We start from the raw sequence: 22283 nt of genomic DNA, 5'->3' as shown, positions 1-22283 counted from the left end.
GCGGCGGAGCCGGGGCTCAGGTCCGGCTCCATCGTTGGCTGGCAGCGCCGTTGCAGTCCCAGATCTGGAGGCGTGTGCCGTTGGCCGTGCCGTTGCTGACCACGTCCAGACACCGGCCCGAGCCAACTGCGGTGATCGAACCGTCGGCATTGAACTGCCACCGCTGGTTGGACTGGCCGTTGCAGTCCCAAATGATCACCGAGCTGCCGTTTGCGGTGCTGGCGCCGTTCACGTCAAGACACTTGCCACCGAAGACGCGCAGTTCCTGGGCTGCGGTCGAGGTCCAGCTCTGGTTGCTCTGTCCGTGGCAGTCCCAGATGATCGCCGTCGCGCCGTTGGACTGCGAAGCGCCGTTGACGTCCAGGCACCGTCCGGAGGACGCGTTGCGCAGGGACGACGTGTTGCCCGGCGGCGGGGTGGTCGGCGGCGGGGTCGTCGGCGGGGTGGTCGGGTCGGTGCTGCCGAACTGGGTGAAGAACCTCCACACCTCGCCCTTGGTCCAGGTCCTGGCGCCGCTGTCGCCGCCGCCGTCCACCGGGCCGGGGGTGTGCCCGCCGTCGAAGGCTGCCCACACCACCGGATAGCCGGACCGGCAGCCGGAGTAGGTGGTGGTGATGTGGGTCAGGCTGCCGGACCTCGGCTCGGGCGGGTTCTGTGCGGTGCATCCGTTGTTCCGCACGAACCTGTCCCGCAGGGACCGTCCGGCGGAGATGTTGAGCACCGAGTCCCCGATGCCGTGGATGCCCATGTACGCGATCGGCTGGGTGCCGCCGCTGCAGCCGCTGAGCTGCCCGCCGGCGTAGACCGCGACGGCGCGGAAGACGTCCGCCCGGGAACAGGCCAGCGAATAGCTCATGCCTCCGCCGTAACTGAAGCCGAGCGCGAAGCGCTGCGTCGTCTCGACACAGAGGTCTGCCTCGATCACCCTGATCATGTCGTCGACGAAGGTGACGTCCTGGCCGCCGGGATTGGCCCAGCCGTTCCCGTTGCCCTGGGGGGCGACGAAGATGGTGCTGTTGTTCGCCTGCTGCCGCAGCCCGTAGTAGGACCAGGCCGCCCCGTCCGACCCGCCGCCGTCGACGTCGTTGGCGGTGCCGCCGTTCCAGTGGAATCCGAAGATCAACCGGTAGGGGTGGTTGCGGTCGTAGTTGTCCGGGATCCGCAGGATGAAACTGCGGTTCTGGCCGCTGCTCTGGATGGACCGTTGACCGCTGGTCAGCGTGGGGGCCTTGCCGCACCCGGCGGTCGCTGCGGCCGGCACCACGTCTGCGGCCGACGCGGTGGTGCTCACGCCGCCGGCCAGCGCTGCCGCGGCCACGGTCACGACGACGACCGCCGCCGTCGCCAGAGAAGCAAGGATGGGTCTACGTCTTGTCATGATGGGGCTCCCGCCACTCGGCACGAATTGATGCAGGTAGAAGGGACCGCGGCGATCCACGCGCGCCGCTCCCGGCCATCCCGGCGACCACATTCGCCGCCGGCGAAACCTCGGGGAGATGCGATGCGCCACGACGCCCGGCCGGCTCGTCGGCACACGATCCCGGCACCGGCCTCGCCGCCCACGCGAGACCGGTCGGTCGACTGTCGAATCGATTCGGCCCGACGCTAGATCAGGCAGCGAAGTGTGTCAATGCCGTGTCCGGCAGGTTGCGGGCCGACTCCCGGGGTGGGGGTGGGCAGGGCTCTCCGAGCGGCAGGGGTGTCGACGCTCGATTCCTTGACACTCATCGATGCTATCGCTAACACTGTCCGCAACGCGACGTTAACGAACAGAAAACATGTGCACCGACACCCGCGCGTGGTGTGCCCGGGCTGCCCCGCCCGTCAGCTCGCTGCCTCCCGCAGTCGGAAAGACCCGCGTCATGCACGCATTGATCTTGTTAGCGCTAACATTGATGATCTTCCTGAAGGGGGGTCCGGGCCGTGCTGCAGAAGCGGCTCGAGGCCGGCATCAGGGGCACCGGCCACCACTCGGTGGTTCGGGCGCCCAACAGCGACACCTGGCACATCGCCTACCACCGGTTCGCCGTACCCGCCGGCAACGGCACCAACCGCGAGACCGCCATCGACCGGATGGAGTTCAACGCCGACGGCGCCATCCGCCCCGTCGTACCGACTCTCTAGCTGACTCGTACGCCCCTGCGCGAAGGAGAAAGACCCATGTCGAGAGTCCTCTCCCGGCTCTGTGCGGTTACGGTCACCGCGTTCCTGCTGTTCACCACGTGGTCGGCGGCGACACCGAAGCAGGCCACCGCGCTCGACCCGACCGTCGGGTACCTGATGGCGCACTTCACCGGCGAGTCCTCGACCGACCAACAGATCTACCTGGCCCACAGCACCGACGGCCTGCGCTGGACGGACCTCAACAACGGTGGTCTCGTCCTGCGTTCCACCATCGGCACCCGTGGAGTCCGCGACCCCGTGCTGGTCCGCTCGCCCGCCGGCGACCGGTACTGGATCGTCGCCACGGACCTGTGCATCGGCTGCGGCCAGGACTGGTCGGCCGCCATCAACAACGGCAGTCGCAACCTCGTCGTGTGGGAGTCCACCGACCTGGTCAACTGGTCGGCGCCGTGGCTGCTGAACGTAGCCGGCGCGATCCCGGACGGACGCAACGCCTGGGCGCCGGAGGCGATCTGGAACCCGGAAACCGGCGACTACGTCCTCTACTGGGCGACGAACGTCCCGCTCAACGGGGTGACCAAGCACCGCATCTACTACGCGCGTACGTCGAACTTCCGCAGCATCACCGCGCCACAGACGTACATCAATCGACCTGGCAGCCAGGAGCTCATCGACACCCAGATCGTCGAGGTGCCGGCCGGCGTCGGAGCCTATCGCTACGTGCGGGCGTCCCGGGACGGCCAGATCACCATCGAAGGCAGCAACTCCATCCTCGGCACCTGGACCACCCTCGGAAACCTGTCCGGCATCGGGCTGACGGGAGCCCAGGTGGAAGGCCCGATGTGGATGAGGTTCAACACCCGCAACGAGTGGGTTCTCTACCTGGACCAGTATTCCAGCGGGCGCGGCTACCTGCCCGTGCTGACCACCAACCCGTCGAACCCGGGCGACTTCCGGCTGCCGGCATCCGGCTCGTACAGCCTGGGTGGCACCAAGAAGCGGCACGGTTCGGTCCTCAACCTGACGGCGGCCGAGCAGAGCCGGGTGCTCGCCCGCTGGCCCAACGCCGCGGTCAACCGGATCCAGTCGTACAACTTCCAGGACCGGTACGTGCGGCACGCCGACTACGACGCCCGGATCGACCCGAACGTCAGCCCGGCCCAGGACGGTCAGTGGCGGCTCGTGCCAGGTCTGGCCGGCTCCGGCACGGTCTCGATCCAGTCGGTCAACTACCCGGGCTACTACCTGCGTCACTACGGATTCGACTTCCGGTTGGAAGCCAACGACGGCACCACCACCTTCGCCGCCGACGCCACCTTCCGGCAGGTGGCCGGCCTGGCCAACGCCTCCTGGACGTCGTTCCAGTCCTACAGCCACCCGGACCGCTACCTCCGGCACCACAGCTACCTGCTTCGGCTCGATCCGGTGGCCGACGCGCAGAGCCGCGCCGACGCGACGTTCCGGGTGACCAGTTGAACCCGACCCGACAAGCGAACCCCGACAACGGCACCAGGTCGATTGGACATCTCATGACACGAAGCACGTCGACTGACGATTACGGATCGGGACCAGCAGCACCGAGCAGCCGGTCGATGCGCCGGCTGCTCATCGTCCTGGTGACCGCGCTGACCGCGATGGCCGGCGTCATGGTCGTCGCGTCGTCGCCGGCCACCGCCGCCACCAACCAGTTCCGAGGCATGAACTGGGCGGTGTTGGGCGACAACTTCACGACCGGCCCGCTCGTCGTGCAGGGCCTGAGCTCGTCGGACAGCAACGCGACGGTGCGGGCCAAGGCCAACGCCCTCTACGACGACATGGCGTCCACCATGGGCGTCAACACCATCCGGCTCCCCATCAACACCCACACGGTGGGAACGGCGTGGTGGGAGGCGTACCGAGGCGCCATCGACGCCGCCACCGCCCGCGGCTTCAAGGTCATCCTCGCCTACTGGGAGGACGGCGCCGCCTCCGGCGGCAGGATCACCAACCTCGCCGCGTGGAACGCGATGTGGTCCACCGTGACCAACGCGTACGGCTCGAACAGCAACGTCTACTTCGAGCCGATGAACGAGCCGCACGGTTACAGCTCGGCGGAGTGGCGCAACGTCGCCGCGAACTGGCTCAGCTACCACTACTCGGCGGTGCCCGGCCGGGTGTTGATCGGTGGCACCGGCTTCAGCCAGGACCTCCGCGACATCTGCAACGACAGCCGCTTCAACGCGACGCTGCTGTCCTTCCACTACTACGCCTTCTTCTACGGCGCGATGACCTACGACGCCTTCCGCAGCCACATCCAGGCCCGCCTCGGCAACTGCGCCTCCCGCGCGGTCGCGACCGAGTTCGGCGCGCCCATGAACGACGGTCGCAACTACGCCGACGCGGGCAGCACCGACAACTTCGTGCGCTACATCCGTGCCATGGCCCAGGTCATGCGGGACAACCAGATGGGCGGCACCTACTGGCCCGCCCTCGGCGGCAAGACCGGCACCATCGGCTACGACTGGTACTCGATGTTCGCCCTCACCGGCAGCGGCACCGACCTCAACCTGACCGTCCGCAACACCTCCGGTGCGGACCGGATCCGGTACGCGTGGGGCGACGCCATCGGCGGCGACCCGACGACGCCTCCGCCGTCCACGGGGACGTTCTACCGGATCAACGTGCGGCACAGCGGCAAGGCCATGGACGTCCAGTCACCGAACACCGCAAACGGCGCACGCGTCGGCCAGTACACCTACGGCGGCAACGCCTGGCAGCAGTGGCAGTTCCAGGACGCCGGCAGCGGCTACTGGCGCATCGTCAGCCGAAACAGCGGCAAGTGTCTCGATGTGGTGAGCGCGTCGACCGCCGACGGCGCCGAGCTCGTCCAGTACACCTGCGGCACCGGCACCAACCAGCAGTTCCAGATGGTCTCCAACGGCAGCTACTTCCAGCTCCGCGCCCGACACAGCAGCAAGTGCGTGGACGTGCCGGCCGCGTCGACCGCCGATGGCGTGATCCTCAAGCAGTACACGTGTAATACCGGAGCCAACCAGCAGTGGTCGCGCACCGCCGTCTGACGGACGACACCGGATGTCCAGAAGACCCACCTCCACGGCCGCACGGTCCCGAGTGGATGGCCGGGCGAGGTGACACCGGAGCCGACAGATGTCGACTTCGTCGATGACCGAGTACGGTTTCGGTGATCGACAAGCACGGGTGTCGGCGGCTCCCCCCTGCGGGGCGGGAGCCGCCAGTCCGGTGGCGACGGGTCGTGGGAGGGAGCGCGGGTGACGCAGCGAAGGGCACTGGTGGTTCGGGGCGGATGGGAGGGACACCAGCCGGTCAAGGCGACGGAACTGTTCATCCCCTTCCTCGAGGGCAGCGGCTATGCCGTGCGGGTCGAGGAGTCGACCGAGGTCTACGCCGACGCGGCCGAGATGGCCGACACCGACCTCGTCGTGCAGTGCGTGACGATGTCGCAGATCACCTCGGCCGAGGCGGCCGGCCTGAGCGCGGCGGTCATCGCCGGCACCGGTTTCACCGGCTGGCACGGCGGCATCGTGGACTCGTTCCGGGCGTCGTCGGAATACCTGCACCTGGTGGGCGGCCAGTTCGCGACCCACCCGGGTAAGGAACCGTGCGAGCGTCACGGTGAGGCTGAGGACAACTTCCTGCCGCACACCGTGCACATCACCGACCTCGGCCGGGAGCATCCGATCACCACGGGCATCGAGGATTTCGACCTGGTCACCGAGCAGTACTGGGTGCTGCACGACGACCTGGTCGACGTGCTGGCCGTCACCACCCACCCCACGCGGGAATGGCACCCGTGGCACCGGCCGGTCACCTCGCCGGCGATCTGGACCCGACGGTGGGGTGCCGGGCGGATCGTCGTGACGACCCCGGGACACAGCCTCGACGTGCTGGAGCACGCAAGCGTCCGTACCGTGATCGAGAGGGGGATGGTGTGGGCGACTCGCACCGCGTCGGCGTCATAGGCCTCGGGGTCATCTCCCGCGCGTACCTGGACACTCTCGCGAACCATCCCGCGGTGAGCATCGTCGCGCTGGCCGACCTCGACGCCTCCCGGTCGGCCGAGGCCGCAGCCATGATTCCCGGTGCCGAGGCGGTGAGCGTCGAGCGCCTGCTCGCCCGCCCGGACGTGCAGACGGTGCTCAACCTCACGATCCCCGCAGCCCACGCCGACATCTCGCTCGGCGCGATCGACGCGGGCAAGAACGTGTACGTCGAGAAGCCGCTCGCCGTGACGCTTCCGGACGGCCGTTCGATCATCGAACGGGCCGCGTCGGCCGGCGTCCTCGTGGGATGCGCGCCGGACACCGTCCTGGGCACGGGTACGCAGACGGCGCGGGCGGCAATCGACGGCGGGCTCATCGGGCGCCCGATGTCCGCGTCGGCCGTCATGGTCACGGCGGGGCATGAGCGCTGGCATCCCCACCCCGACTTCTACTACGCCCCGGGCGGCGGCCCGTTGCTGGACATGGGGCCGTACTACATCTCGGCGCTCATCCACCTGCTCGGGCCGGTACGCGCGGTGACCGGAGCCGCCAGCCGCCTCCGCGCCGAGCGGGTCATCGGTTCCGGCCCACGCCTCGGTCAGCGGATCCCCGTCGAGGTGGACACCCACGTGACAGGCGTGCTCGAACACGCCAACGGGGCTCTCTCCACCATCACCACGAGCTTCGACGGCGTCACGACGACGGCCGCGCCGATCGAGGTCCACGGGGAGACCGGCACGCTCGCCGTGCCCGACCCGAACTACTTCGACGGTGAGGTCCGACTCTTCACGCTCGGCGGCACCGGCTGGCGCGTACTCGAACCGCAGGCCGGTTACGCCGAGGGAACACGGGGCATCGGCCTGATCGACCTGGTCAGCGCCGACAGTCAGCGTCAGCCGCGCGCCGGCGGCGACGTCGCGCTGCACGTACTCGAAACGATGACGACCCTGCTCCGCTCGGCAGCCGAAGGCCGGCGGATCGAGCTGACGACGGTGGCGGAGCGGCCCACGCCGGTTCCACTCACCGCGGTCGAGAACTGGCAGGCGCACCCCGCGTACGGGCACTGAACGCAGGCGGACCGGTCAGGTGGTCGTGAGATCCGCCGCGCCGAAGGAGACCGCGAATCGCTTGCACCAGATGGAGACGCTGCGGAAGTCGGCCGGATCAACCGATGCCGGCAGCTCGTACACCTGGTTGCCCTTGTTGCCCTTGAGCCGTGCCAGCTCGACCCACTTCCCGTCGTCGAACACCCGCCAGCCGGCCGTGCCCCGGATGACCTGCTGATCGGTCAGCCACACCCGCAGGTCCGGGCCGTTCGACGTGTTCAGGTCGCGGATGACGAGCTGGTGACGCCCGTTGGCGAGCCGACGAATCTCGGCGCTGCCGGTGGTGTCGTGCTCATGGGTGACGAACTCGCCGGCGGCCAGGATCTCGTCCGCCGCTGCTGCGGTCGCCGAGGCCGCCGGGGTCGGGGTCGGGGTCGCGGACGCCGGGGTGGACGCGGGAGCGGAGGTGACCGATGTCGTCCCGGCGGGGGGAAGCGCGTCGTCGACGTACGTGTCGGTGAACAGCTTCCACGGCTGGAACCAGTAGAGGGCCACGATGGCCACGACGACAGCGGCGGCGAGACCGGCCCGCGCCAGCGGCGACCGGAGGATCCATTTTCCCACGTCCACAGCGTATGGCCAGCACCGCCACCGAACCGGTCGCGAACCCTTGCAGAACCATTACGGCGTGGATGCCAGCCGACGTCACGGCAGCGTGAGGCCGATCTCCGTGCCCGCCAGTGCCTGTCCGCACGAGCAGCCGTCCTGCCCCGGCGGCAACATCTGCGCCGCGTCGCCGAGCAGGACGCGCAGGCGCTCGATGTTCTGCGCGAAGACGGTGAAGACCTCCTGCTGGGTCACGCCGTGGCCGACCTCGACGCCCGAGTCGAGGTCGGTCACCAGGGACAGCGCGGTGTAGCACAGGGCCAGTTCGCGTGCCAGCACCGCTTCGGGGTGGCCGGTCATGCCGACGGTCGACCCGCCCGCCTGGCCGTACCACCGTGATTCGGCGCGGGTGGAGAACCGGGGCCCTTCGATGACGACCATGGTCCCGCCGTCGACCGGCTGCCAGCCGTTGGTCCGGGCGGCGTCGAGGACTGTGGCCCGTCCGACCGGACAGTACGGGTCGGCGAACGGAACATGGACGACCCGGGGGAGCTGCCCGTCCGGGCGTACCTTCCCGTCGTAGTAGGTATGCTCGCGTCCGGTGGTCCGGTCGACCAGTTGATCCGGTACGACGAGGGTGCCGGGGCCCAACTCCGGTCGCAGCCCGCCCACGGCACCCGGTGCGAGGACCTGGCGGACGCCGACTGTTCGCAGCGCCCACAGGTTGGCCCGGTAGTTGATGCGGTGCGGGGGGAGGGTGTGCCGGCGGCCGTGGCGAGGCAGGAACGCCACCGTCCGCCCGGCAAGGTTCCCGATGGAGAGCGAGTCGCTCGGCGGTCCGTACGGAGTGTCGATCGTGACCTCGGTGATGTCGTCGAGGAACTCGTAGAACCCGGATCCGCCGATCACGCCGATCGGCGGACGACCGGTCGTGGGGGTTCCTCCGTCAGACATGGGACTTCTCCTTCACGTGGCCTCGGGGGGATGCTCGGATGCCCGGGCCGGGTCGCGGCGACCGACGATGGCGTCGACGACCAACACGATCACGATGACGGCCCAGAGGACGGCCAGCCCGGTGGTGAGCGCCAGCGGGTAGTCGCGGTCCGGTAGGCCCGGGTTCGGCGGTGCCGAGGGCGGTCGCCACAGCAGTGGCACCGCGATCAGCAGCAACGTGGCGCTCGCCAGCAGGCCTGCGGTGATCCAGGCCAGCCGCAGCCGGTTCGTCACCAGTCGGCCCAGCGTCAGACCGACCAGCCCGACCAGCGGCGCCACCAGGAGGTCGTGCAGCACCGGACCGCCGATCAGCCACGGCAGGGTGGTGCCGAGTTGCGGAAGGAGCAGCCAACCGCCGTACGCCACCGCCGCGGCACCGAGCACGAGCAGGAGCAGCCGGACGGCTCTCACCGCAGCACCTCCAGCCGGGCCACCCACTTGGTCTGGAGGACACCCGGCCGGCTCGGAGCGATGAGGCGGCAGGGGTAACCGTGGTCGGCGGACAGCTCCTGGCCGTTGATCCTCAGCGCGAGCAGGGTGAGCGGGTCACCGACGTGGGTCGCCGGGAGTGTGCTGGTGGCGTACAGGCCGTCGGTTTCCAGCGAGGAGATCCGGACCGCTCGGTTGGTCGGCGCGCCGACCAGCCGGAGCAGATCGACGACGGGCACACCCGTCCAGTCGGCGGAGGCGCTCCAGCCCTCGACGCAGGCGATCGGCAGATTCGCCGTGCGTTGGGGCAGGGCTGCCAGTTCGGCACGGGAGAAGACATCCCGGCCACCCGGCCAGACGATCTCCAGCCGCCAGTCAGGGGGAACGACGATGCGCGCGGCTGCCGCCGTACGGTTGATCGGGACGCCCTGCGGCCCGGCTGCGGAGCGCCACGCCAGCGGGGACACCCGACGCAACCACGGCACGGTGACCCCGGCGGTGGCCAGCACGGCCACGCCGGCGACACCCGCCGAGGTCCGCAGGAACGCACGCCGTCCGGACGAGTCCCGGTCGTCCCGTCGCAGCGGAGTGCCCAGCGCGGCGCGGGCGATCGGGAGCTTCACCGCGATGTGCAGCAGCACCCCGCCCGCCAGCAGCCAGGCGACCGCGTAGTGCGCCGCCGGGAAGAAGAATCCCCACGGGTACGACTGGGCGACGTTGAACAGGCCGGTGACCAGTTCGAAGAACGCGGCACAGACCAGGACCAGGACGGAGATCCGTTCGAGGGCGTGCGCGGACAGTCGGATCGGGTGGCGCAGGGGCGGACGGACGAACAGTCGGGGATAGACGCTCCACAGCTTGGCCAGCAGCAGCGGGATCGCGGCGATTCCGGAGAGCACGTGGACGCCCTGGGTGATCCGGTAGAGGTTGACCGGTCGGCTCGGCCAGGTGAACCAGCCCGGCGGGTGCTGGATGTAGTGACTGAGGAGACCGGTGACGAAGCACAGCCCGAACGCCACCCCGAGCCAGAGTCCGAGCCGGGCGGCGACCAGCGGCGAGTGCGACGGTGCGGTGAAGTCCTCGGAGACGGGGATGCGTGGCCGGCGGGTCATGCGCTCACCAACTCGGCGAACCAGCGTGGACCGAGTCGGAAGGTGTTCGCGACCCGCAGGCCGGCAGTGGCTGCGACACCGGCCACCGCCTCCGCCCCGACTCGCGCCCATCGGAACGTCGGTCCCTGTCGTGCCCCTTCGTCGGCGGTTCCGGACAGGACGTACGCCTGCCCCTGCCACAGCCCGACGCCCGGGGGTTCGACCTCGACCACAAGCGTTCCGTCCGCCGCGATCAGCGCGCCACAGCGGCGCAGCAGTCGGACCGGATCGCCGCCGATGCCGATGTTGCCGTCGACGAGCAGGGCGTGCGCCCAGCGGCCCTCGCCGGGAAGTGGTTCGAAGATGTCGCGCCGCAGGGCGACCACACCTCGGCCCTGGGTCAGTCGTACCGCCTCGGCGGAGATGTCCACGCCCAGCGCGACGAGCCCTTGCTGGGCGAGTGCCCTGGTCAGCCGCCCGGGGCCGCAACCGAGATCGATCGTGGGGCCGGAGCAGCGTGCGGCGATGGACGTGATGGCCGGTTCGGGCGGGCCGTGCCAGCGCCGCACCGGCAACGGGTCACGTCGCCCGTCGGTGTGCACGAGCCAGTGGTCGACGTGGGGTGGCGGTGTTACCGGCGTACCGCAGGCGTCATGGTCGGTGGACCGGCTGTCGCGTCTGCCCCACACGAGATCGAAACCATCGAGGGTGATCGTCGAGGTCACCTGAGGCGTCCGCTCGACAGGTGGCCGACCACCGACTCGACGGCGTCCGCGAACCGGGTGCCGGGCAGGTCGGCCGCGACCGCCAACGCGGTCGGCCAGTCGTCGACGTCGCGTTGAACGGGAAGGATCGCCGGCTGGGTGCCGTGGCCGCGAAGCGCGGCGAGAGTACGTCGACCGGTGTCGTCGGTCGACATGGGCACGTCGCGCAACACCGTCGCGCACGCCGGATCACGGAGCCCGAGTGCCCACCAGCCGCCGTCGAGTGCCGGTCCGAACACCGCCTCGTGGTCGGCGAGCCGCTCCAGCGCGGTGGTGAGCAGAGCCGGCCGGATCTGCGGCGTGTCCATGCCGATCTGCAGCACCGGTCGGCCCGGAAAGGCTGCGGCAGTGTCGGCGTGCGCGTTCGCGAGGCGGCCGGCGAAGGTGTCGCCGCGCTGTGGAAGGAGATGCCAACCCGCCAGCGCGGCGGTCAGCTCCGCGCCGTACTCGGCGTCGGCGAACCGGCCGGTGTAGGCCAGCACGGGGATGGTCGACGGGGTGGCGCGTACCGCCGCGAGGGTGTCCAACAGCGCCGCCGCTGCGATCCGGGCCGCCTGCGTGGGATTCGCCGGCGGGCAGAGTCGCGTCTTGGCCAGCCCCGGAACCGGTGCCTTCGCGACCAGGAGCAGGACGTTCACCGGCCACCACCGGCGCGCAGCACTCCGGCGAAGTCCCGGGTCGCCCGCAACGTGCCCCGGACCGATCCGGAGACCTTCGATTTGGTGCCGGCAGCCCGCGGGGCGTACGCGACGTCCAGTTCGAGAATTCGCCAGCCTGCCTGGGACGCGCGGAGCAGCAGTTCCAACGGGTAGCCGAACGCGCGGTCGTCGACACCGAGTCCCAGCAGCGCCGCCCGGCGGGCCGCACGGATCGGGCTGATGTCGTACACCGGTACGCCACGGCGCCGCAGCAGCGCGGCAACCAGGGCGTTTCCGGTACGGGCATGCCACGGCCAGGCGTCTGCCGAGACCGGTCGACGCCGCCCGACAGCGAGATCCGCCCGACCGTCGAGCACCGTCGCGACGAGCCTGGGCAACTCGGCGGGGTCGAACGAGCCGTCCGCGTCGAGTACGCAGACCATCTCGGCTTCGGCCGCCAGCAGGCCGGTGTGTACGGCCGCGCCGTACCCGCGTCGTGCCTCGTGGACGACCCGGGCCCCGTACTCGGCCGCGATCCCCGGCGAGCCGTCGGTGGAGCCGTTGTCGACCACGATGGCGCGGTAGCCGGGCGGCAGCCCGCTCAGTACGGCAGGCAGTGCGGCCGCCTCGTCCAGACACGGCAGCACCACGTCGATCGTTGTGCGCATACCGGCGACGCTAGGCCCGCGATGGGCCGTCCGGGCCGTGGTGCCGCCTTACGAATCGCTTACGCGGCAACGGATCTTACAAGTCCCTGACGTCCCGCCGTTCGGCTGTCGAATCCCTGGTCGCGGGTCGTATCGTCGGCCGTCACCATGACCATGATGACCCGGCCGGGACGATCCCGGAACGCCGACCTGATCGTCCTCGGCGCCGAGGTGGCCCTGCTCGCCGCCGCCGTCGGCGTCGGCGCGCTGCTCAACCACCGGGGCGTGCGACTCTATGCCGACGCCGCTCCGCTCTACGCCACCTGGCAGCCCCATCTGGGCTTCGGCACTCCCGTCGCGCTTCTCGTCGGGGCGCTGTTCGTCTGGCGCGGTACGCGCTGGGGTACCGACACGCGCTGGCCGCGACTGCTGGTCGTCGGCTATCTCGCCTCGGTGCTCTGGACGTTGTCCCTGGCCCTGGTGGACGGCTGGTCCGCCGGGTTGACCGAGCGGCTCACCGTGCAGGCCGAGTACCTGCACGAGGTACCCCGGGTGGCGGACGTGGGCATGATGCTGTCCGGCTTCGCCGACCGCATCCTCGACTTCCAACCGAATTCGTGGTCCACCCACACCGCCGCTCATCCGCCGGGGGCACTGCTGTTCTTCGTCGGCCTGGACCGGATCGGCCTGGGCGGTGGGGCCGCCGCCGGGCTCGCCTGTGTGCTGATCGGGGCCACGGTGTCGGTATCGGTTCCGGTGACGTTGCGGGCACTCGGCGCGGAGGATGCGGCTCGGGCGGTCTGGCCGTTCCTGGTTCTCTTCCCGGGGGCGGTCTGGGTGGGCGTGTCCGCGGACGGGATCTTCGCAGCGGTGGTCGCGGCCGGGCTGGCACTGCTGGCGGTGGGCGGCCGACCCGGGGCCGTACTCGGCGGGCTGCTGCTCGGCTTCGCGCTGTACCTGTCGTACGGCTTCGTCCTGGTCGGGCTGCTCGCGTTGACCGTGGTGCTGCTCCGGGCACGGGATCGCCTCGCCGTCCTCCTGGTCGCGGCGACGGCGGGCGCGGCCGTCGTCGCCGCGTTCACCCTGTCCGGCTTCTGGTGGCTGGACGGCTACCATCTGGTGACACAGCGCTACTACCAGGGCTGGGCGGCTGATCGCCCGTACGGCTACTGGATCTGGGCGAATCTCGCCGCTCTGCTGCTCTCGGCCGGCCCGGTGGCCGGGCCGGCGTTACGGCGGGCGGTCGCCGCCATGTCGATCCGGCGGGCGGTCGCCGCCATGTCGATCCGGCGGACGGTGTCCGCCATGTCGATCCGGGCACCGCACCCGCCGCGCGCAACGGCCCTCCGCCAGTGGATCACCACCGCCGGACCGACGGTGTGGTTGCCCGTCGCGGCGGCGGTGGCCGTGCTCGCGGCGGATCTGTCCGCGCTCAGCAAGGCCGAGGTGGAGCGGATCTGGCTGCCGTTCGCCGTCTGGCTGCTCGTCGCGACCGCACACCTGCCCAGGGCGCACCGACGGTGGTGGTTGGCGGGCCAGGCAGCCACGGCCCTCGCCGTCAACCACCTACTGTGGACGGTGTCCTGACCGATGCCGGATCCCGCATCACGGCGGTGGTGAAGTCGGCGATGCCAGCGGCGAAGCCGACTCGGGCGGTGAAACCGAGCAGGCGGGTGGCGCGGGCCGGATCGGCCACCACGTGCCGTACGTCCGCCGCCCGCCCGCCCCCGACCGTTACGGGCAGTGGCCCGTCCATCGCCGCAGCCAGCTCCTGGGCCAACTCGCCGACGGTGTGCGGTTCACCCGAGCAGACGTTGATCGGGACGATGGGATCCGGTGCCGGTGTCGTCAGGGCCAGCAGGTTGGCCTCGGCGATGTCCGTCACGTGCACGAAGTCGCGCCGCTGCCGGCCGTCCTCCAGGACCCGGGGCGGTCGCCCGGAGGCCAGGGCCGACCGGAAGATCGACGCCACCCCGGCGTACGGGGTGTCACGGGGCATTCGCGCTCCGTAGACATTGTGGTAGCGCAGTGCCCAGACCGATCCGCCGGTCTGCCGGGCCCAGGCTCCGGCGAGATGTTCCTGGGCCAGTTTGGTGGCGGCGTACGTGCTGTGCGGCTCCAACGGCGCGTCCTCCGGAACGAGACCGGGGGAGAGCGTCTGGGCGCAGCGAGGGCAGGTCGGCTCGTACCGGCCCTCGGCCAGATCGGCGGCCCGACGGCCGGCAGGCCGGACGACTCCATGGGACGGGCAGTGGTAGCGGCCCTCGCCGTAGACCACCATCGAACTGGCCAGGACGAGGTGGCGCACCCCGGTGGCGTGCATCGCCGCGAGGAGGGTGGCCGTGCCGAGGTCGTTGTGCGCGGCGTACCGGGGGGCGTCGGCCGGGTCGATGCCGTGGCCGACCATGGCCGCCTGATGGCAGACCGCGTCGACCCCCGCCAGTAGCCGGGTCAGCAGGTCGGTGTCGCGTACGTCGCCGACCACGAGGTCGTGCCGATCGGTCCAGGGCGGTGCTGTCGCACCGTGCGCCTCCGGCAGGAGCGCGTCGACGCCCACGACCTCGTGCCCGTGATCGGTGAGCAGGTCGGCGATGTGTGAGCCGATGAAGCCGGCCGCACCAGTGACGAGTATCCGCATTCCGGTCACCGTATGACCTCGCGTACACCCAGGTGGTGGTATGCACGCGGCCGTAAGAACCTCGCAAGGTTTGCGTGGTGGGGGCGCAGCTCGGTGCGTGGCTACGCTGGGCCGATGGACCTGCGGGGGAAGAGTTGACGGGCTGGAACGGGGGAGGTTCGTGACACAGCGGGTGCTGGTGGTCGACGACGATCAGACCGTGAGCGACGTCATTCGTCGCTACCTGGAGAACGACGGCTTCCAGGTGAGCCTGGCGGCGGATGGCGCGGAGGCGCTGGCGGCGGTGGAGCGGGAGGCCCCGCACCTGGTCGTGCTCGACCTGATGCTGCCCCGGATCAGCGGTCTGCAGGTGTGCCGGGAACTGCGGGTACGGCCGGACGGCGTACCGATCGTCATGCTGACCGCGCGCGGAGACGAGTCCGACCGGATCCTCGGGTTGCAGCTCGGCGCGGACGACTACCTGACCAAGCCCTTCTCCCCCCGGGAACTGGTGCTGCGGGTCCGTTCGGTGCTCCGTCGCGCCGGCGGCGGGTCGCCGCCCGAGCGGCCGGAGGCGCTCACCGATGGTGGCCTGGTGGTGCACACCACCTCCCGAACCGCCCACCTCGCCGGCAGAGAGCTGGCTCTGACGCTGCGCGAATTCGACCTGCTCGTCCACCTCATGCGGCACCCGTCCACGGTGTTCGGCCGGGCCGAACTTCTGGAGCAGGTCTGGGGATGGAACTTCGGGGACCACTCGACCGTGACCGTGCACGTACGCAGACTGCGCGAGAAGATCGAGGCCAACCCGGCCGATCCGCAGCGGATCGTGACCGTCTGGGGCGTCGGCTACCGCTACGAGCCGGCCCATGCGTGACCTACTGCTGATCTTTGCCATCGCCCTGGGCGCGGCGCTGGGCATCGGACTCGCCGGCGCGCTGCTGCTCCGTGCGCTTCGGCGCAGGTCGATCACCGTGCACCTCAGCGTGCTGCTCACCACCACTGTGATCGCCGTCGCCGTCGGGGTGATGGCGGTCGCGGAGGCGATGTTCCTCTCCCCACACGACCTCGAGGTCGTCCTGATCACCGTCGCGGCGGCAGCGGTGGTCAGCCTCGCCGTCGGAGGGCACTTCGGCCGCCGGCTGGCCCGCGCCGCGGTGTGGCGCGACCAGGCCCGCGAGCGGGAACGGCAACTGGAGAAGGGCCGGCGTGACCTGGTTGCCTGGGTCTCCCACGACCTCCGTACCCCGCTCGCCGGGCTGCGGGCCATGGCCGAGGCGCTGGAGGACCGGGTGGTCCGTGACCCGGACACGGTCGACGACTACCACCGACGGATCCGGCTGGAGACCGACCGGATGACCCGACTCGTCGACGACCTGTTCGAGCTGTCCCGGATCAACGCGGGGGCGCTGCGGTTGTCGTTGACGGCGGTGCCGCTCGGAGAGGTGGTGTCGGACGCGTTGGCCACCACCTTCCCGTTGGCCGATGCTCGCCGGATCAAGCTCGTCGCCAGCGAGTCGGGATGGCCGACGGTTGCCGCGAGCGAACCGGAGTTGGCTCGTGTCGTGGCCAACCTGCTGCTCAACGCGGTCCGCTACACCCCAGAGGACGGCACGGTACGCATCGAAGCCGGCCGCGAGGAGGACCACGCCTGGCTGTCGGTCGCCGACACCTGTGGCGGCATCCCCCCGGACGACCTTCCCCGACTGTTCGACATCGCATTCCGCGGTGAACCGGCCCGCACCCCCGGCCCCGGTGACGGTGGAGCCTCCGGAGGGCTCGGCCTGGCCATCGTCCATGGCCTGGTGGAGGCGCACGGAGGTCGGGTCGAGGTGCGCAACACCCCCGACGGCTGCCAGTTCATGGTCCGGCTGGCCACCGCCTGACGGAATGAGGCGTGCCCTTCCACGTGTTCCGACACGCCTTCACGGAGGGGGAGCCACTCCGACGCGGGCGCCGGTCGACTCGGACATCATCGTCCCGATGACAGTCACGCGGTCAGACGGGAGACGGGCGGAGATGGTCGATCAGGAAGTGCTGGCCGGCGGTGGGGTCAACGAGGTGATTCGCGTCGGTGCGACAGTGCGCCGGCCCACCGGACCGTGGTCGCCTCGGGTGCACGATCTACTGCGACACCTGGCCGCGCGTGGCTTTCGTGGCGCGCCCCGCTTCCACCGGGTCACCGACGACGGTCACGAGATCCTCGACTTCCTGCCCGGCGAGGTCTCCAACTATCCGGCCACCCCGGCTGCGGCGTCGGCCGAGGCGCTGGCCACCGCAGCCCAACTGCTCCGCGCGTACCACGACGCCACAGTCGAGTACGCCCGCCGCGCGCCACGCGACGGCTGGCAGGTCGCCGCCACCGAACCCGTCGAGGTCATCTGCCATGGCGACTACGCCCCGCACAACTGCGTCCTCGACGGCAACCGGGTGGTCGGCGTCATCGACTTCGACCACGCGCAGCCCGGGCCTCGGCTGTGGGACGTCGCCTACGCGGCGTACCGCTGGGTCCCGCTGACCGCGCCCGGCAACGCCGACGGCTTCGGCGACCCGGTCGAGCAGGCGATCCGGCTCCGGGTGTTCTGCGACGAGTACGGGCTCGACGACGCCCAACGTTCCGGGCTCGTCGACACGGTGGTCGCCAGGCTGCACGCGCTCGTCGACTTCATGCGGACCCAGGCCGCGGCCGGCAACACCGCCTATGCTGGTCACCTCGCCGCAGGGCACCACGTCCAATATTTGAATGACGCGGATTACGTGCTCACGCAACGCGCGGTCTTCGAGCACCCCAGCGGCTGAACACCCGATTCGACCTCACGGTGCCGGTGCAGCGCAGGTCGCTGGGTGCCTCGTGATCAGTGGCGAGGACCTCCTGACTCCCGGTCGGTGAGCGTCCGCACATGCCACCCCGGGCGGACTGACGGTCCAGCATCCGGAGTCAGCGCACGATGGTGAGGTTGGCCATGTCGACGACCGGTCGGTAGCCGAGGGCAGCGTAGATCTTGTTCGACGTCGGGTTGGCCTGGTCGGTGTACAGGCAGACCCGCGCCCCCTCGGCCTGGATCCGCCGGGAGACCTCGGCGACGGCGTTGCTGGCCCAACCACGCCCGCGCTGGCCTGGCGGTGTGTACACCGGGCCCACGCGTGCCACCCCGAACGACGGTGGGTTGGCGCCGATGAGGTGCACCGGCTGCCCAGTCTCGTCGACCCAGAACCACATCCGTCCGGCTCGGAGCCGGCGCAGCATCTCCGCGCGCTCGGGCACGTCGTGCGCACTGGTACTGCGCGGGCGACCGGCCTGTTCGTCGGCGTCGCCCATGAAGGCGGTGAACCACTGCGTGACCAGGCCCAATTCGTCCTCGGTCGCGACCACCAGGTGGCCGGGCACAGGTGGTGGGCATGCCAGCTCGCCGAGCTCGTGCAGCCGCGTGTGCTGGGCGACCTGGACTCGACCCCCGGCGAGCCGGGTCAGCTCGGCGGCGAAGAGGTCGACGGCGGGCAGGGCCCCGTTTACCGCGAGTACCTCCTCGTTCCGCCCGTACAACGCGTGGGCCAGCGCAACGGCCGCCTCGTCGGGCATGGGCAGCAGGAAAGGCGGAAAGGGGGCATAGGGCGCCGTGCGCATTCCGGCACCGACCACCGCGCCGGAGTCGTCGGCCACCACCAGCCACCAGTTGCGGTCGGATTGGTCGATCCCCTCGGCACGCTGCGACATCAGCCGGTGCGATATGGTGGTGACGACCGTGCAGACGACCGGATCGGCGCGCAGGTAGTCATCCGCCGCGGCCAGGAACTCTTCGGGATCGGTGAGGAACCGCAGCCGCAGCCCGGCCATCGGGACAGTGCTCATCCGCGTACGCTAGCCGTCGCGGTGCCACATCGACACGGAATTTGTGTGGCCCAGGCACCGCAGGCACTCACTGACCCGGATCGGTGGCGACGGTCTCCGACACCGTCCGTTCGAAGGTCCATCGTGGAGTGAAGCGGGGTGTACCGTCGCCGCATGACGGTGCTGCAGGAGTTTGTCGCCGCTCTTTCCAGCGGCCGAATCCAGGTTGTCGACCTCACCGCTCCGCTCTCGGACCAGACCCCGATCCTCGGCCTGCCCGAGCAGTTCGGCCAGACCTGGCCGTTCCGGCTCAGCGAGATCAGCCGGTACGACGATCGTGGTCCGGCCTGGTACTGGAACAACTTCTCCACCGGCGAGCACACCGGCACCCACTTCGACGCTCCGGTGCACTGGGTCACCGGTCGACAGGGCGCGGACGTGTCGCAGGTCCCGGTGAGCCAGTTGATCGCACCGGCGGTGGTGATCGACCACGCTGCCGACGCCGCCGACGACCCCGACTTCCTGCTCGAGGTCGAGCACATCAAGGCGTGGGAGGCGGAACACGGCGCTCTGCCCACCGGCGGCTGGTTGCTCTACCGCACGGGCTGGGACGCGTACGGCGACGACCCGGAGCGGTACGCCAACGCCGGCCGTACTCCGGGCATCTCGGTCGAGTGCGCCCGCTGGCTGGCGGAGGAGTCGCCGATCCAGGGCGTCGGGGTGGAGACGGTCGGCACCGACGCGGGCGCCGCGCACTCGTTCGACCCGCCGTTCCCGTGCCACTCGTTCCTGCTCGGCCAGGAGAAGTACGGCCTGACCCAACTCCGTAACCTGGCGCAGTTGCCGGCGACCGGCGCGGTGGTGATCGCCGGGCCACTGCCGATCGTCTCCGGGTCCGGCAGCCCGTGCCGGGTCCTCGCGCTCGTCGAACGGTAGGACCGGTCCACCTATGCGGGTAGCCGAGGTGGTCGGGCGGGTCCTCTATGGACACGGCGCACGGTACGTCTTCGGAGTGGTCGGCAGCGGCAACTTCCATGTCACCAACGCACTGGTGGCGGCCGGCGCCCGGTTCGTGGCGGCGGCCCACGAGGGCGGCGCGGCGAGCATGGCGGACGGGTACGCCCGCACCTCCGGGTCGGTGGGCCTGCTCTCGGTGCACCAGGGCCCGGGCGTCACCAACGCGTTGACCGGCCTCACCGAGGCCGCGAAGAGTCGTACCCCGATGGTGGTCCTGGCCCCGGAGGCGACCGCGCCCCGGTCGAACTTCTTCATCGACCTGCCGGCGCTCGCCGCCGCGGTCGGGGCCGAATTCCGTCGGGTACGCGCGACGCACGCGGCCGAGGACGCGGGCGCGGCGTACCGCGCTGCCGCCCGGGGTGCGACGGTGGTGCTGGGCCTCCCGCTGGACGTGCAGGGCGCGGTGACCGAACCGTGGTCCGGCCCGATGCCTGGGGTGGTGCCGACCTCGGCCGCCGAACCGCAGGTCGAGCCGTTACTGGCCGCGCTCCGGGCCGCACGCCGACCGGTCTTCATCGCGGGTCGAGGCGCCCGGTCGGCCCGGGAGCCGCTGACGCGACTCGCCGACGGGTGTGGTGCGCTGCTCGCGGTCTCCGCTGCGGCGAAGGGACTGTTCGCCGGCAACCCGTGGTACCTCGACGTGGCCGGCGGCTTCGCCACCCCGCTCGCCGCCGAGCTGATCGGCACGGCGGACCTGGTCGTCGCTTGGGGCAGCACGCTGAACATGTGGACCACCCGGCACGGCGAGCTGATCCCACAGACCGCCGTTGTCGTCCAGGTCGACCACGATCCGGCTGCGCTCGGGGTGAACCGTCCGGTCGACGTGACGGTGGCCGGCGAGGTGGCGGCCGTCGCCGAGGCGGTGCTCGGCCGCCTGGAGGCCGGTACCACGGGAACCGTGGACGCCGGCGGCTGGCGAACGCCGGAGCTGGCACAGCGGATTCGCGACCACGGCCGGTGGCGGACGGTCCCGTACCGGGACGAGGGTGGCCCGGCGACGATCGACCCGAGGACGCTCTCGGCGGCCCTGGACGACCTGCTTCCGGCCGAGCGGACGGTGGTGGTCGACTCCGGCAACTTCATGGGCTACCCGTCGATGTGGCTCGACGTGCCGGACGTGGCGGGGTTCTGCTTCACCCAGGCGTTCCAGTCGGTCGGGCTCGGCCTGGCCAGTGCGCTCGGCGCGGCGGTCGCCCGTCCGGACCGGCTCACCGTCGCCGCGGTCGGCGACGGCGGGTTCGTCATGTCCGCGACCGAGCTGGTCACCGCCGTCCGGCTGGCGCTACCCCTCCTCGTGGTGATCTACGACGACTCGGCGTACGGCGCCGAGGTGCACCACTTCGGCCCGGACGGGCACCCGTTGGAGACGGTCACCTTCCCCGAGACCGACCTGGCCGCGATAGCCCGTGGCTACGGCTGCGACGGGTTGACCGTCCGGACCGTCGACGACCTCCGGCCGGTACGCCAGTGGCTTGCCGGTTCCCGTGCCCGACCGCTGGTGGTCGACGCCAAGGTCAGCTCGGCGCGTGGCTCCTGGTGGCTGGAGGAGGCGTTCCGCGGCCACTGAGCCCCGCCTGCCTACGGCCGAGCGGGACCGCCAGTAAGCCAGGCGGCAGGAGCTGTGGGCACGCGGGGCGCCGGGCAGAGCCCCGCGTGCCCCGATCGTCAGCCGGCGACGGAGCGGAAGACCGGGTAGTAGCCGCTGGACTGACCAGCCGCGGTCGGGTGGTAGGAGACACCGATGTTGGTGATGTTCAATGCGTGCAGCCACTTCTCGCCGTAGCTGCACAGTTGGTGTCCGACGAACTGGGAGCGGACGTCGGCGAAGGTGAAGCCGGCAGCCAGGGCAGAGCTTCGGATGATGTCGTCCACCAGGTTGATGCCCTCGTTGATCTTCGCGCGCGAGGTGGCGCTGAGCCCGAGGCAGGTTGTGCCCAGTTGGTAGAAGACCGGGTAGCCGACGACCACCACCCGGGCCGAGGGGGCCCGGCTGCGGATTCCGTTGTAGACGGTCGCCAACAGGTTGGGGAGGTCAGCCCGGGCCTTGTTCTCGGCGGTCTGGACGGCGTTCACACACTCGGTGGTCCCGTAGAGCACACAGGTGGTCATGATGTTGGCGAACCCGACGTCGTTGCCGCCGACCGTGACGCTGACCAGGGTGGTGGTGGCACTGAGCGCGCTGAGTTGGGTGTTGACCACGCTCGTGGTGGTGGCACCGGAGCAGGCGACCGAGCGGTACGACGCGGGTCGCACGTTGGTGTTGTACAGCGCCGGGTAGGCGTTGGTGCTGCGTTGACAGGACCCGCTCTCGGCGGTGTAGCTGCCGGCGCCGACCCCGGAGGAGTAGGAGTCGCCGAGAGCGACGTAGTGGTCGGCGGGGGCAGCCTCGGCGGGCGCTGCCAGGGTGAGGGTGGTGCCCAGGGCCGTGGCCAGGCTCAGGGCGAGGGTTGCCAGACGGGATTTCCGCACGTCGCGCTCCGA

General features: G+C 70.5%; 22 protein-coding genes. 11 read left to right on the top strand and 11 right to left on the bottom strand.

The genetic code is table 11. The features are described from left to right. Nucleotides 1-16: 16 nt before the first annotated feature. Entirely contained in the window at nt 17-1378 is a 1362-nt protein-coding gene (locus tag ABGB10_RS02665; RefSeq protein ID WP_347659210.1) for a lectin, read from the bottom strand. Nucleotides 1379-1923: 545 nt separating this feature from the next. On the opposite strand from ABGB10_RS02665, the gene ABGB10_RS02660 reads away from it, so the two are divergent. From ABGB10_RS02660 to ABGB10_RS02640, 5 genes are all read left to right on the top strand, one after another. Further along, nucleotides 1924-2124, top strand: a complete 201-nt coding sequence (locus tag ABGB10_RS02660) for a family 43 glycosylhydrolase (RefSeq protein ID WP_347659209.1) — start codon at nt 1924-1926, stop codon at nt 2122-2124. A gap of 36 nt (nt 2125-2160) precedes the next feature. Further along, the gene (locus ABGB10_RS02655; protein WP_347659208.1) at nt 2161-3600 is read left to right on the top strand and encodes a glycoside hydrolase family 43 protein; all 1440 of its coding nucleotides are present in this window, start codon (nt 2161-2163) and stop codon (nt 3598-3600) included. Nucleotides 3601-3716: 116 nt separating this feature from the next. Beyond that, a complete protein-coding gene (locus tag ABGB10_RS02650) occupies nt 3717-5183 on the top strand; it encodes an RICIN domain-containing protein (protein WP_347659207.1) in 1467 nt (488 codons plus the stop codon). A gap of 210 nt (nt 5184-5393) precedes the next feature. Next, entirely contained in the window at nt 5394-6104 is a 711-nt protein-coding gene (locus tag ABGB10_RS02645; protein WP_347659206.1) for a ThuA domain-containing protein, read from the top strand. Further along, on the top strand, nt 6074-7192 hold the full coding sequence (locus ABGB10_RS02640; protein WP_347659205.1) for a Gfo/Idh/MocA family oxidoreductase: 1119 nt from the start codon (nt 6074-6076) through the stop codon (nt 7190-7192). The genes ABGB10_RS02645 and ABGB10_RS02640 overlap by 31 nt, the downstream gene beginning before the upstream one ends. A gap of 15 nt (nt 7193-7207) precedes the next feature. Here ABGB10_RS02640 and ABGB10_RS02635 read toward each other — a convergent pair whose 3' ends face one another. The 7 genes from ABGB10_RS02635 to ABGB10_RS02605 form a co-directional block, all read right to left on the bottom strand. Continuing rightward, nucleotides 7208-7795 carry a DM13 domain-containing protein gene (locus ABGB10_RS02635; protein ID WP_347659204.1) on the bottom strand — a complete coding sequence of 196 codons (588 nt, stop codon included), beginning with the start codon at nt 7793-7795 and terminating at the stop codon, nt 7208-7210. 81 nt (nt 7796-7876) lie between these two features. Then, nucleotides 7877-8731, bottom strand: coding sequence for an S-methyl-5'-thioadenosine phosphorylase (locus tag ABGB10_RS02630; protein ID WP_347659203.1), 855 nt, complete (start codon nt 8729-8731; stop codon nt 7877-7879). Between the two features lie 12 nt (nt 8732-8743). Further along, nucleotides 8744-9181 carry a hypothetical protein gene (locus ABGB10_RS02625; protein ID WP_347659202.1) on the bottom strand — a complete coding sequence of 146 codons (438 nt, stop codon included), beginning with the start codon at nt 9179-9181 and terminating at the stop codon, nt 8744-8746. Next, on the bottom strand, nt 9178-10311 hold the full coding sequence (locus ABGB10_RS02620; RefSeq protein ID WP_347659201.1) for a molybdopterin-dependent oxidoreductase: 1134 nt from the start codon (nt 10309-10311) through the stop codon (nt 9178-9180). Before ABGB10_RS02620 ends, ABGB10_RS02625 begins: the two co-directional genes overlap by 4 nt. Then, complete coding sequence (locus ABGB10_RS02615; RefSeq protein ID WP_347659236.1) at nt 10308-10892, bottom strand: class I SAM-dependent methyltransferase; 585 nt, start codon at nt 10890-10892, stop codon at nt 10308-10310. The genes ABGB10_RS02620 and ABGB10_RS02615 overlap by 4 nt, the downstream gene beginning before the upstream one ends. Nucleotides 10893-11011: 119 nt before the next feature. Continuing rightward, nucleotides 11012-11692 (bottom strand): DUF2064 domain-containing protein, encoded by a 681-nt coding sequence (locus ABGB10_RS02610; RefSeq protein WP_347659200.1) that lies wholly within the window; start codon nt 11690-11692, stop codon nt 11012-11014. Then, a complete protein-coding gene (locus ABGB10_RS02605) occupies nt 11689-12360 on the bottom strand; it encodes a glycosyltransferase family 2 protein (protein WP_347659199.1) in 672 nt (223 codons plus the stop codon). The genes ABGB10_RS02610 and ABGB10_RS02605 overlap by 4 nt, the downstream gene beginning before the upstream one ends. A 156-nt stretch (nt 12361-12516) precedes the next feature. Here ABGB10_RS02605 and ABGB10_RS02600 point away from each other — a divergent pair, with 156 nt between their 5' ends. Then, nucleotides 12517-13926 (top strand): hypothetical protein, encoded by a 1410-nt coding sequence (locus ABGB10_RS02600; protein ID WP_347659198.1) that lies wholly within the window; start codon nt 12517-12519, stop codon nt 13924-13926. Here ABGB10_RS02600 and ABGB10_RS02595 read toward each other — a convergent pair. Beyond that, nucleotides 13898-14977, bottom strand: a complete 1080-nt coding sequence (locus ABGB10_RS02595; protein WP_347659197.1) for an NAD-dependent epimerase/dehydratase family protein — start codon at nt 14975-14977, stop codon at nt 13898-13900. The two genes, ABGB10_RS02600 and ABGB10_RS02595, sit on opposite strands and share 29 nt — an antisense overlap. A gap of 160 nt (nt 14978-15137) precedes the next feature. Between ABGB10_RS02595 and ABGB10_RS02590 the strand changes: the two genes are divergently transcribed. The 3 genes from ABGB10_RS02590 (at nt 15138) to ABGB10_RS02580 (ending at nt 17755) form a co-directional block, all read left to right on the top strand. Next, on the top strand, nt 15138-15833 hold the full coding sequence (locus ABGB10_RS02590; RefSeq protein WP_347659196.1) for a response regulator transcription factor: 696 nt from the start codon (nt 15138-15140) through the stop codon (nt 15831-15833). Beyond that, on the top strand, nt 15826-16842 hold the full coding sequence (locus ABGB10_RS02585; RefSeq protein ID WP_347659195.1) for an ATP-binding protein: 1017 nt from the start codon (nt 15826-15828) through the stop codon (nt 16840-16842). Before ABGB10_RS02590 ends, ABGB10_RS02585 begins: the two co-directional genes overlap by 8 nt. A gap of 133 nt (nt 16843-16975) precedes the next feature. Beyond that, the gene (locus ABGB10_RS02580; RefSeq protein WP_347659194.1) at nt 16976-17755 is read left to right on the top strand and encodes an aminoglycoside phosphotransferase family protein; all 780 of its coding nucleotides are present in this window, start codon (nt 16976-16978) and stop codon (nt 17753-17755) included. Between the two features lie 139 nt (nt 17756-17894). On the opposite strand, the gene ABGB10_RS02575 is transcribed toward ABGB10_RS02580, so the two are convergent. Then, a complete protein-coding gene (locus ABGB10_RS02575; RefSeq protein WP_347659193.1) occupies nt 17895-18806 on the bottom strand; it encodes a GNAT family N-acetyltransferase in 912 nt (303 codons plus the stop codon). Between the two features lie 153 nt (nt 18807-18959). On the opposite strand from ABGB10_RS02575, the gene ABGB10_RS02570 reads away from it, so the two are divergent. Together ABGB10_RS02570 and ABGB10_RS02565 are read left to right on the top strand one after the other, a co-directional pair. After that, on the top strand, nt 18960-19721 hold the full coding sequence (locus tag ABGB10_RS02570) for a cyclase family protein (protein WP_347659192.1): 762 nt from the start codon (nt 18960-18962) through the stop codon (nt 19719-19721). Nucleotides 19722-19734: 13 nt separating this feature from the next. After that, the gene (locus tag ABGB10_RS02565; RefSeq protein ID WP_347659191.1) at nt 19735-21369 is read left to right on the top strand and encodes a thiamine pyrophosphate-binding protein; all 1635 of its coding nucleotides are present in this window, start codon (nt 19735-19737) and stop codon (nt 21367-21369) included. 98 nt (nt 21370-21467) lie between these two features. Here ABGB10_RS02565 and ABGB10_RS02560 read toward each other — a convergent pair whose 3' ends face one another. Then, nucleotides 21468-22271, bottom strand: coding sequence for an SGNH/GDSL hydrolase family protein (locus tag ABGB10_RS02560; protein WP_347659190.1), 804 nt, complete (start codon nt 22269-22271; stop codon nt 21468-21470). Between the last annotated feature and the right edge of the window lie 12 nt (nt 22272-22283).

The sequence above is a fragment of the Micromonospora sp. B9E7 genome (genome assembly GCF_039871815.1).
Taxonomy (GTDB): domain Bacteria; phylum Actinomycetota; class Actinomycetes; order Mycobacteriales; family Micromonosporaceae; genus Micromonospora.
Note: the sequence above shows the minus strand (reverse complement) of the source record. Positions and strands in the feature narration are given on the sequence as shown.

Coding starts and splice junctions, on each gene's coding strand:
- ABGB10_RS02665 (WP_347659210.1), bottom strand. CDS start 1,378: ATGACAAGACGTAGACCCATCCTTGCTTCTCTGGCGACGGCGGCGGTC.
- ABGB10_RS02655 (WP_347659208.1), top strand. CDS start 2,161: ATGTCGAGAGTCCTCTCCCGGCTCTGTGCGGTTACGGTCACCGCGTTC.
- ABGB10_RS02650 (WP_347659207.1), top strand. CDS start 3,717: ATGCGCCGGCTGCTCATCGTCCTGGTGACCGCGCTGACCGCGATGGCC.
- ABGB10_RS02630 (WP_347659203.1), bottom strand. CDS start 8,731: ATGTCTGACGGAGGAACCCCCACGACCGGTCGTCCGCCGATCGGCGTG.
- ABGB10_RS02620 (WP_347659201.1), bottom strand. CDS start 10,311: ATGACCCGCCGGCCACGCATCCCCGTCTCCGAGGACTTCACCGCACCG.
- ABGB10_RS02605 (WP_347659199.1), bottom strand. CDS start 12,360: ATGCGCACAACGATCGACGTGGTGCTGCCGTGTCTGGACGAGGCGGCC.
- ABGB10_RS02600 (WP_347659198.1), top strand. CDS start 12,517: ATGACCCGGCCGGGACGATCCCGGAACGCCGACCTGATCGTCCTCGGC.
- ABGB10_RS02595 (WP_347659197.1), bottom strand. CDS start 14,977: ATGCGGATACTCGTCACTGGTGCGGCCGGCTTCATCGGCTCACACATC.
- ABGB10_RS02585 (WP_347659195.1), top strand. CDS start 15,826: ATGCGTGACCTACTGCTGATCTTTGCCATCGCCCTGGGCGCGGCGCTG.
- ABGB10_RS02580 (WP_347659194.1), top strand. CDS start 16,976: ATGGTCGATCAGGAAGTGCTGGCCGGCGGTGGGGTCAACGAGGTGATT.
- ABGB10_RS02575 (WP_347659193.1), bottom strand. CDS start 18,806: ATGAGCACTGTCCCGATGGCCGGGCTGCGGCTGCGGTTCCTCACCGAT.
- ABGB10_RS02570 (WP_347659192.1), top strand. CDS start 18,960: ATGACGGTGCTGCAGGAGTTTGTCGCCGCTCTTTCCAGCGGCCGAATC.
- ABGB10_RS02565 (WP_347659191.1), top strand. CDS start 19,735: ATGCGGGTAGCCGAGGTGGTCGGGCGGGTCCTCTATGGACACGGCGCA.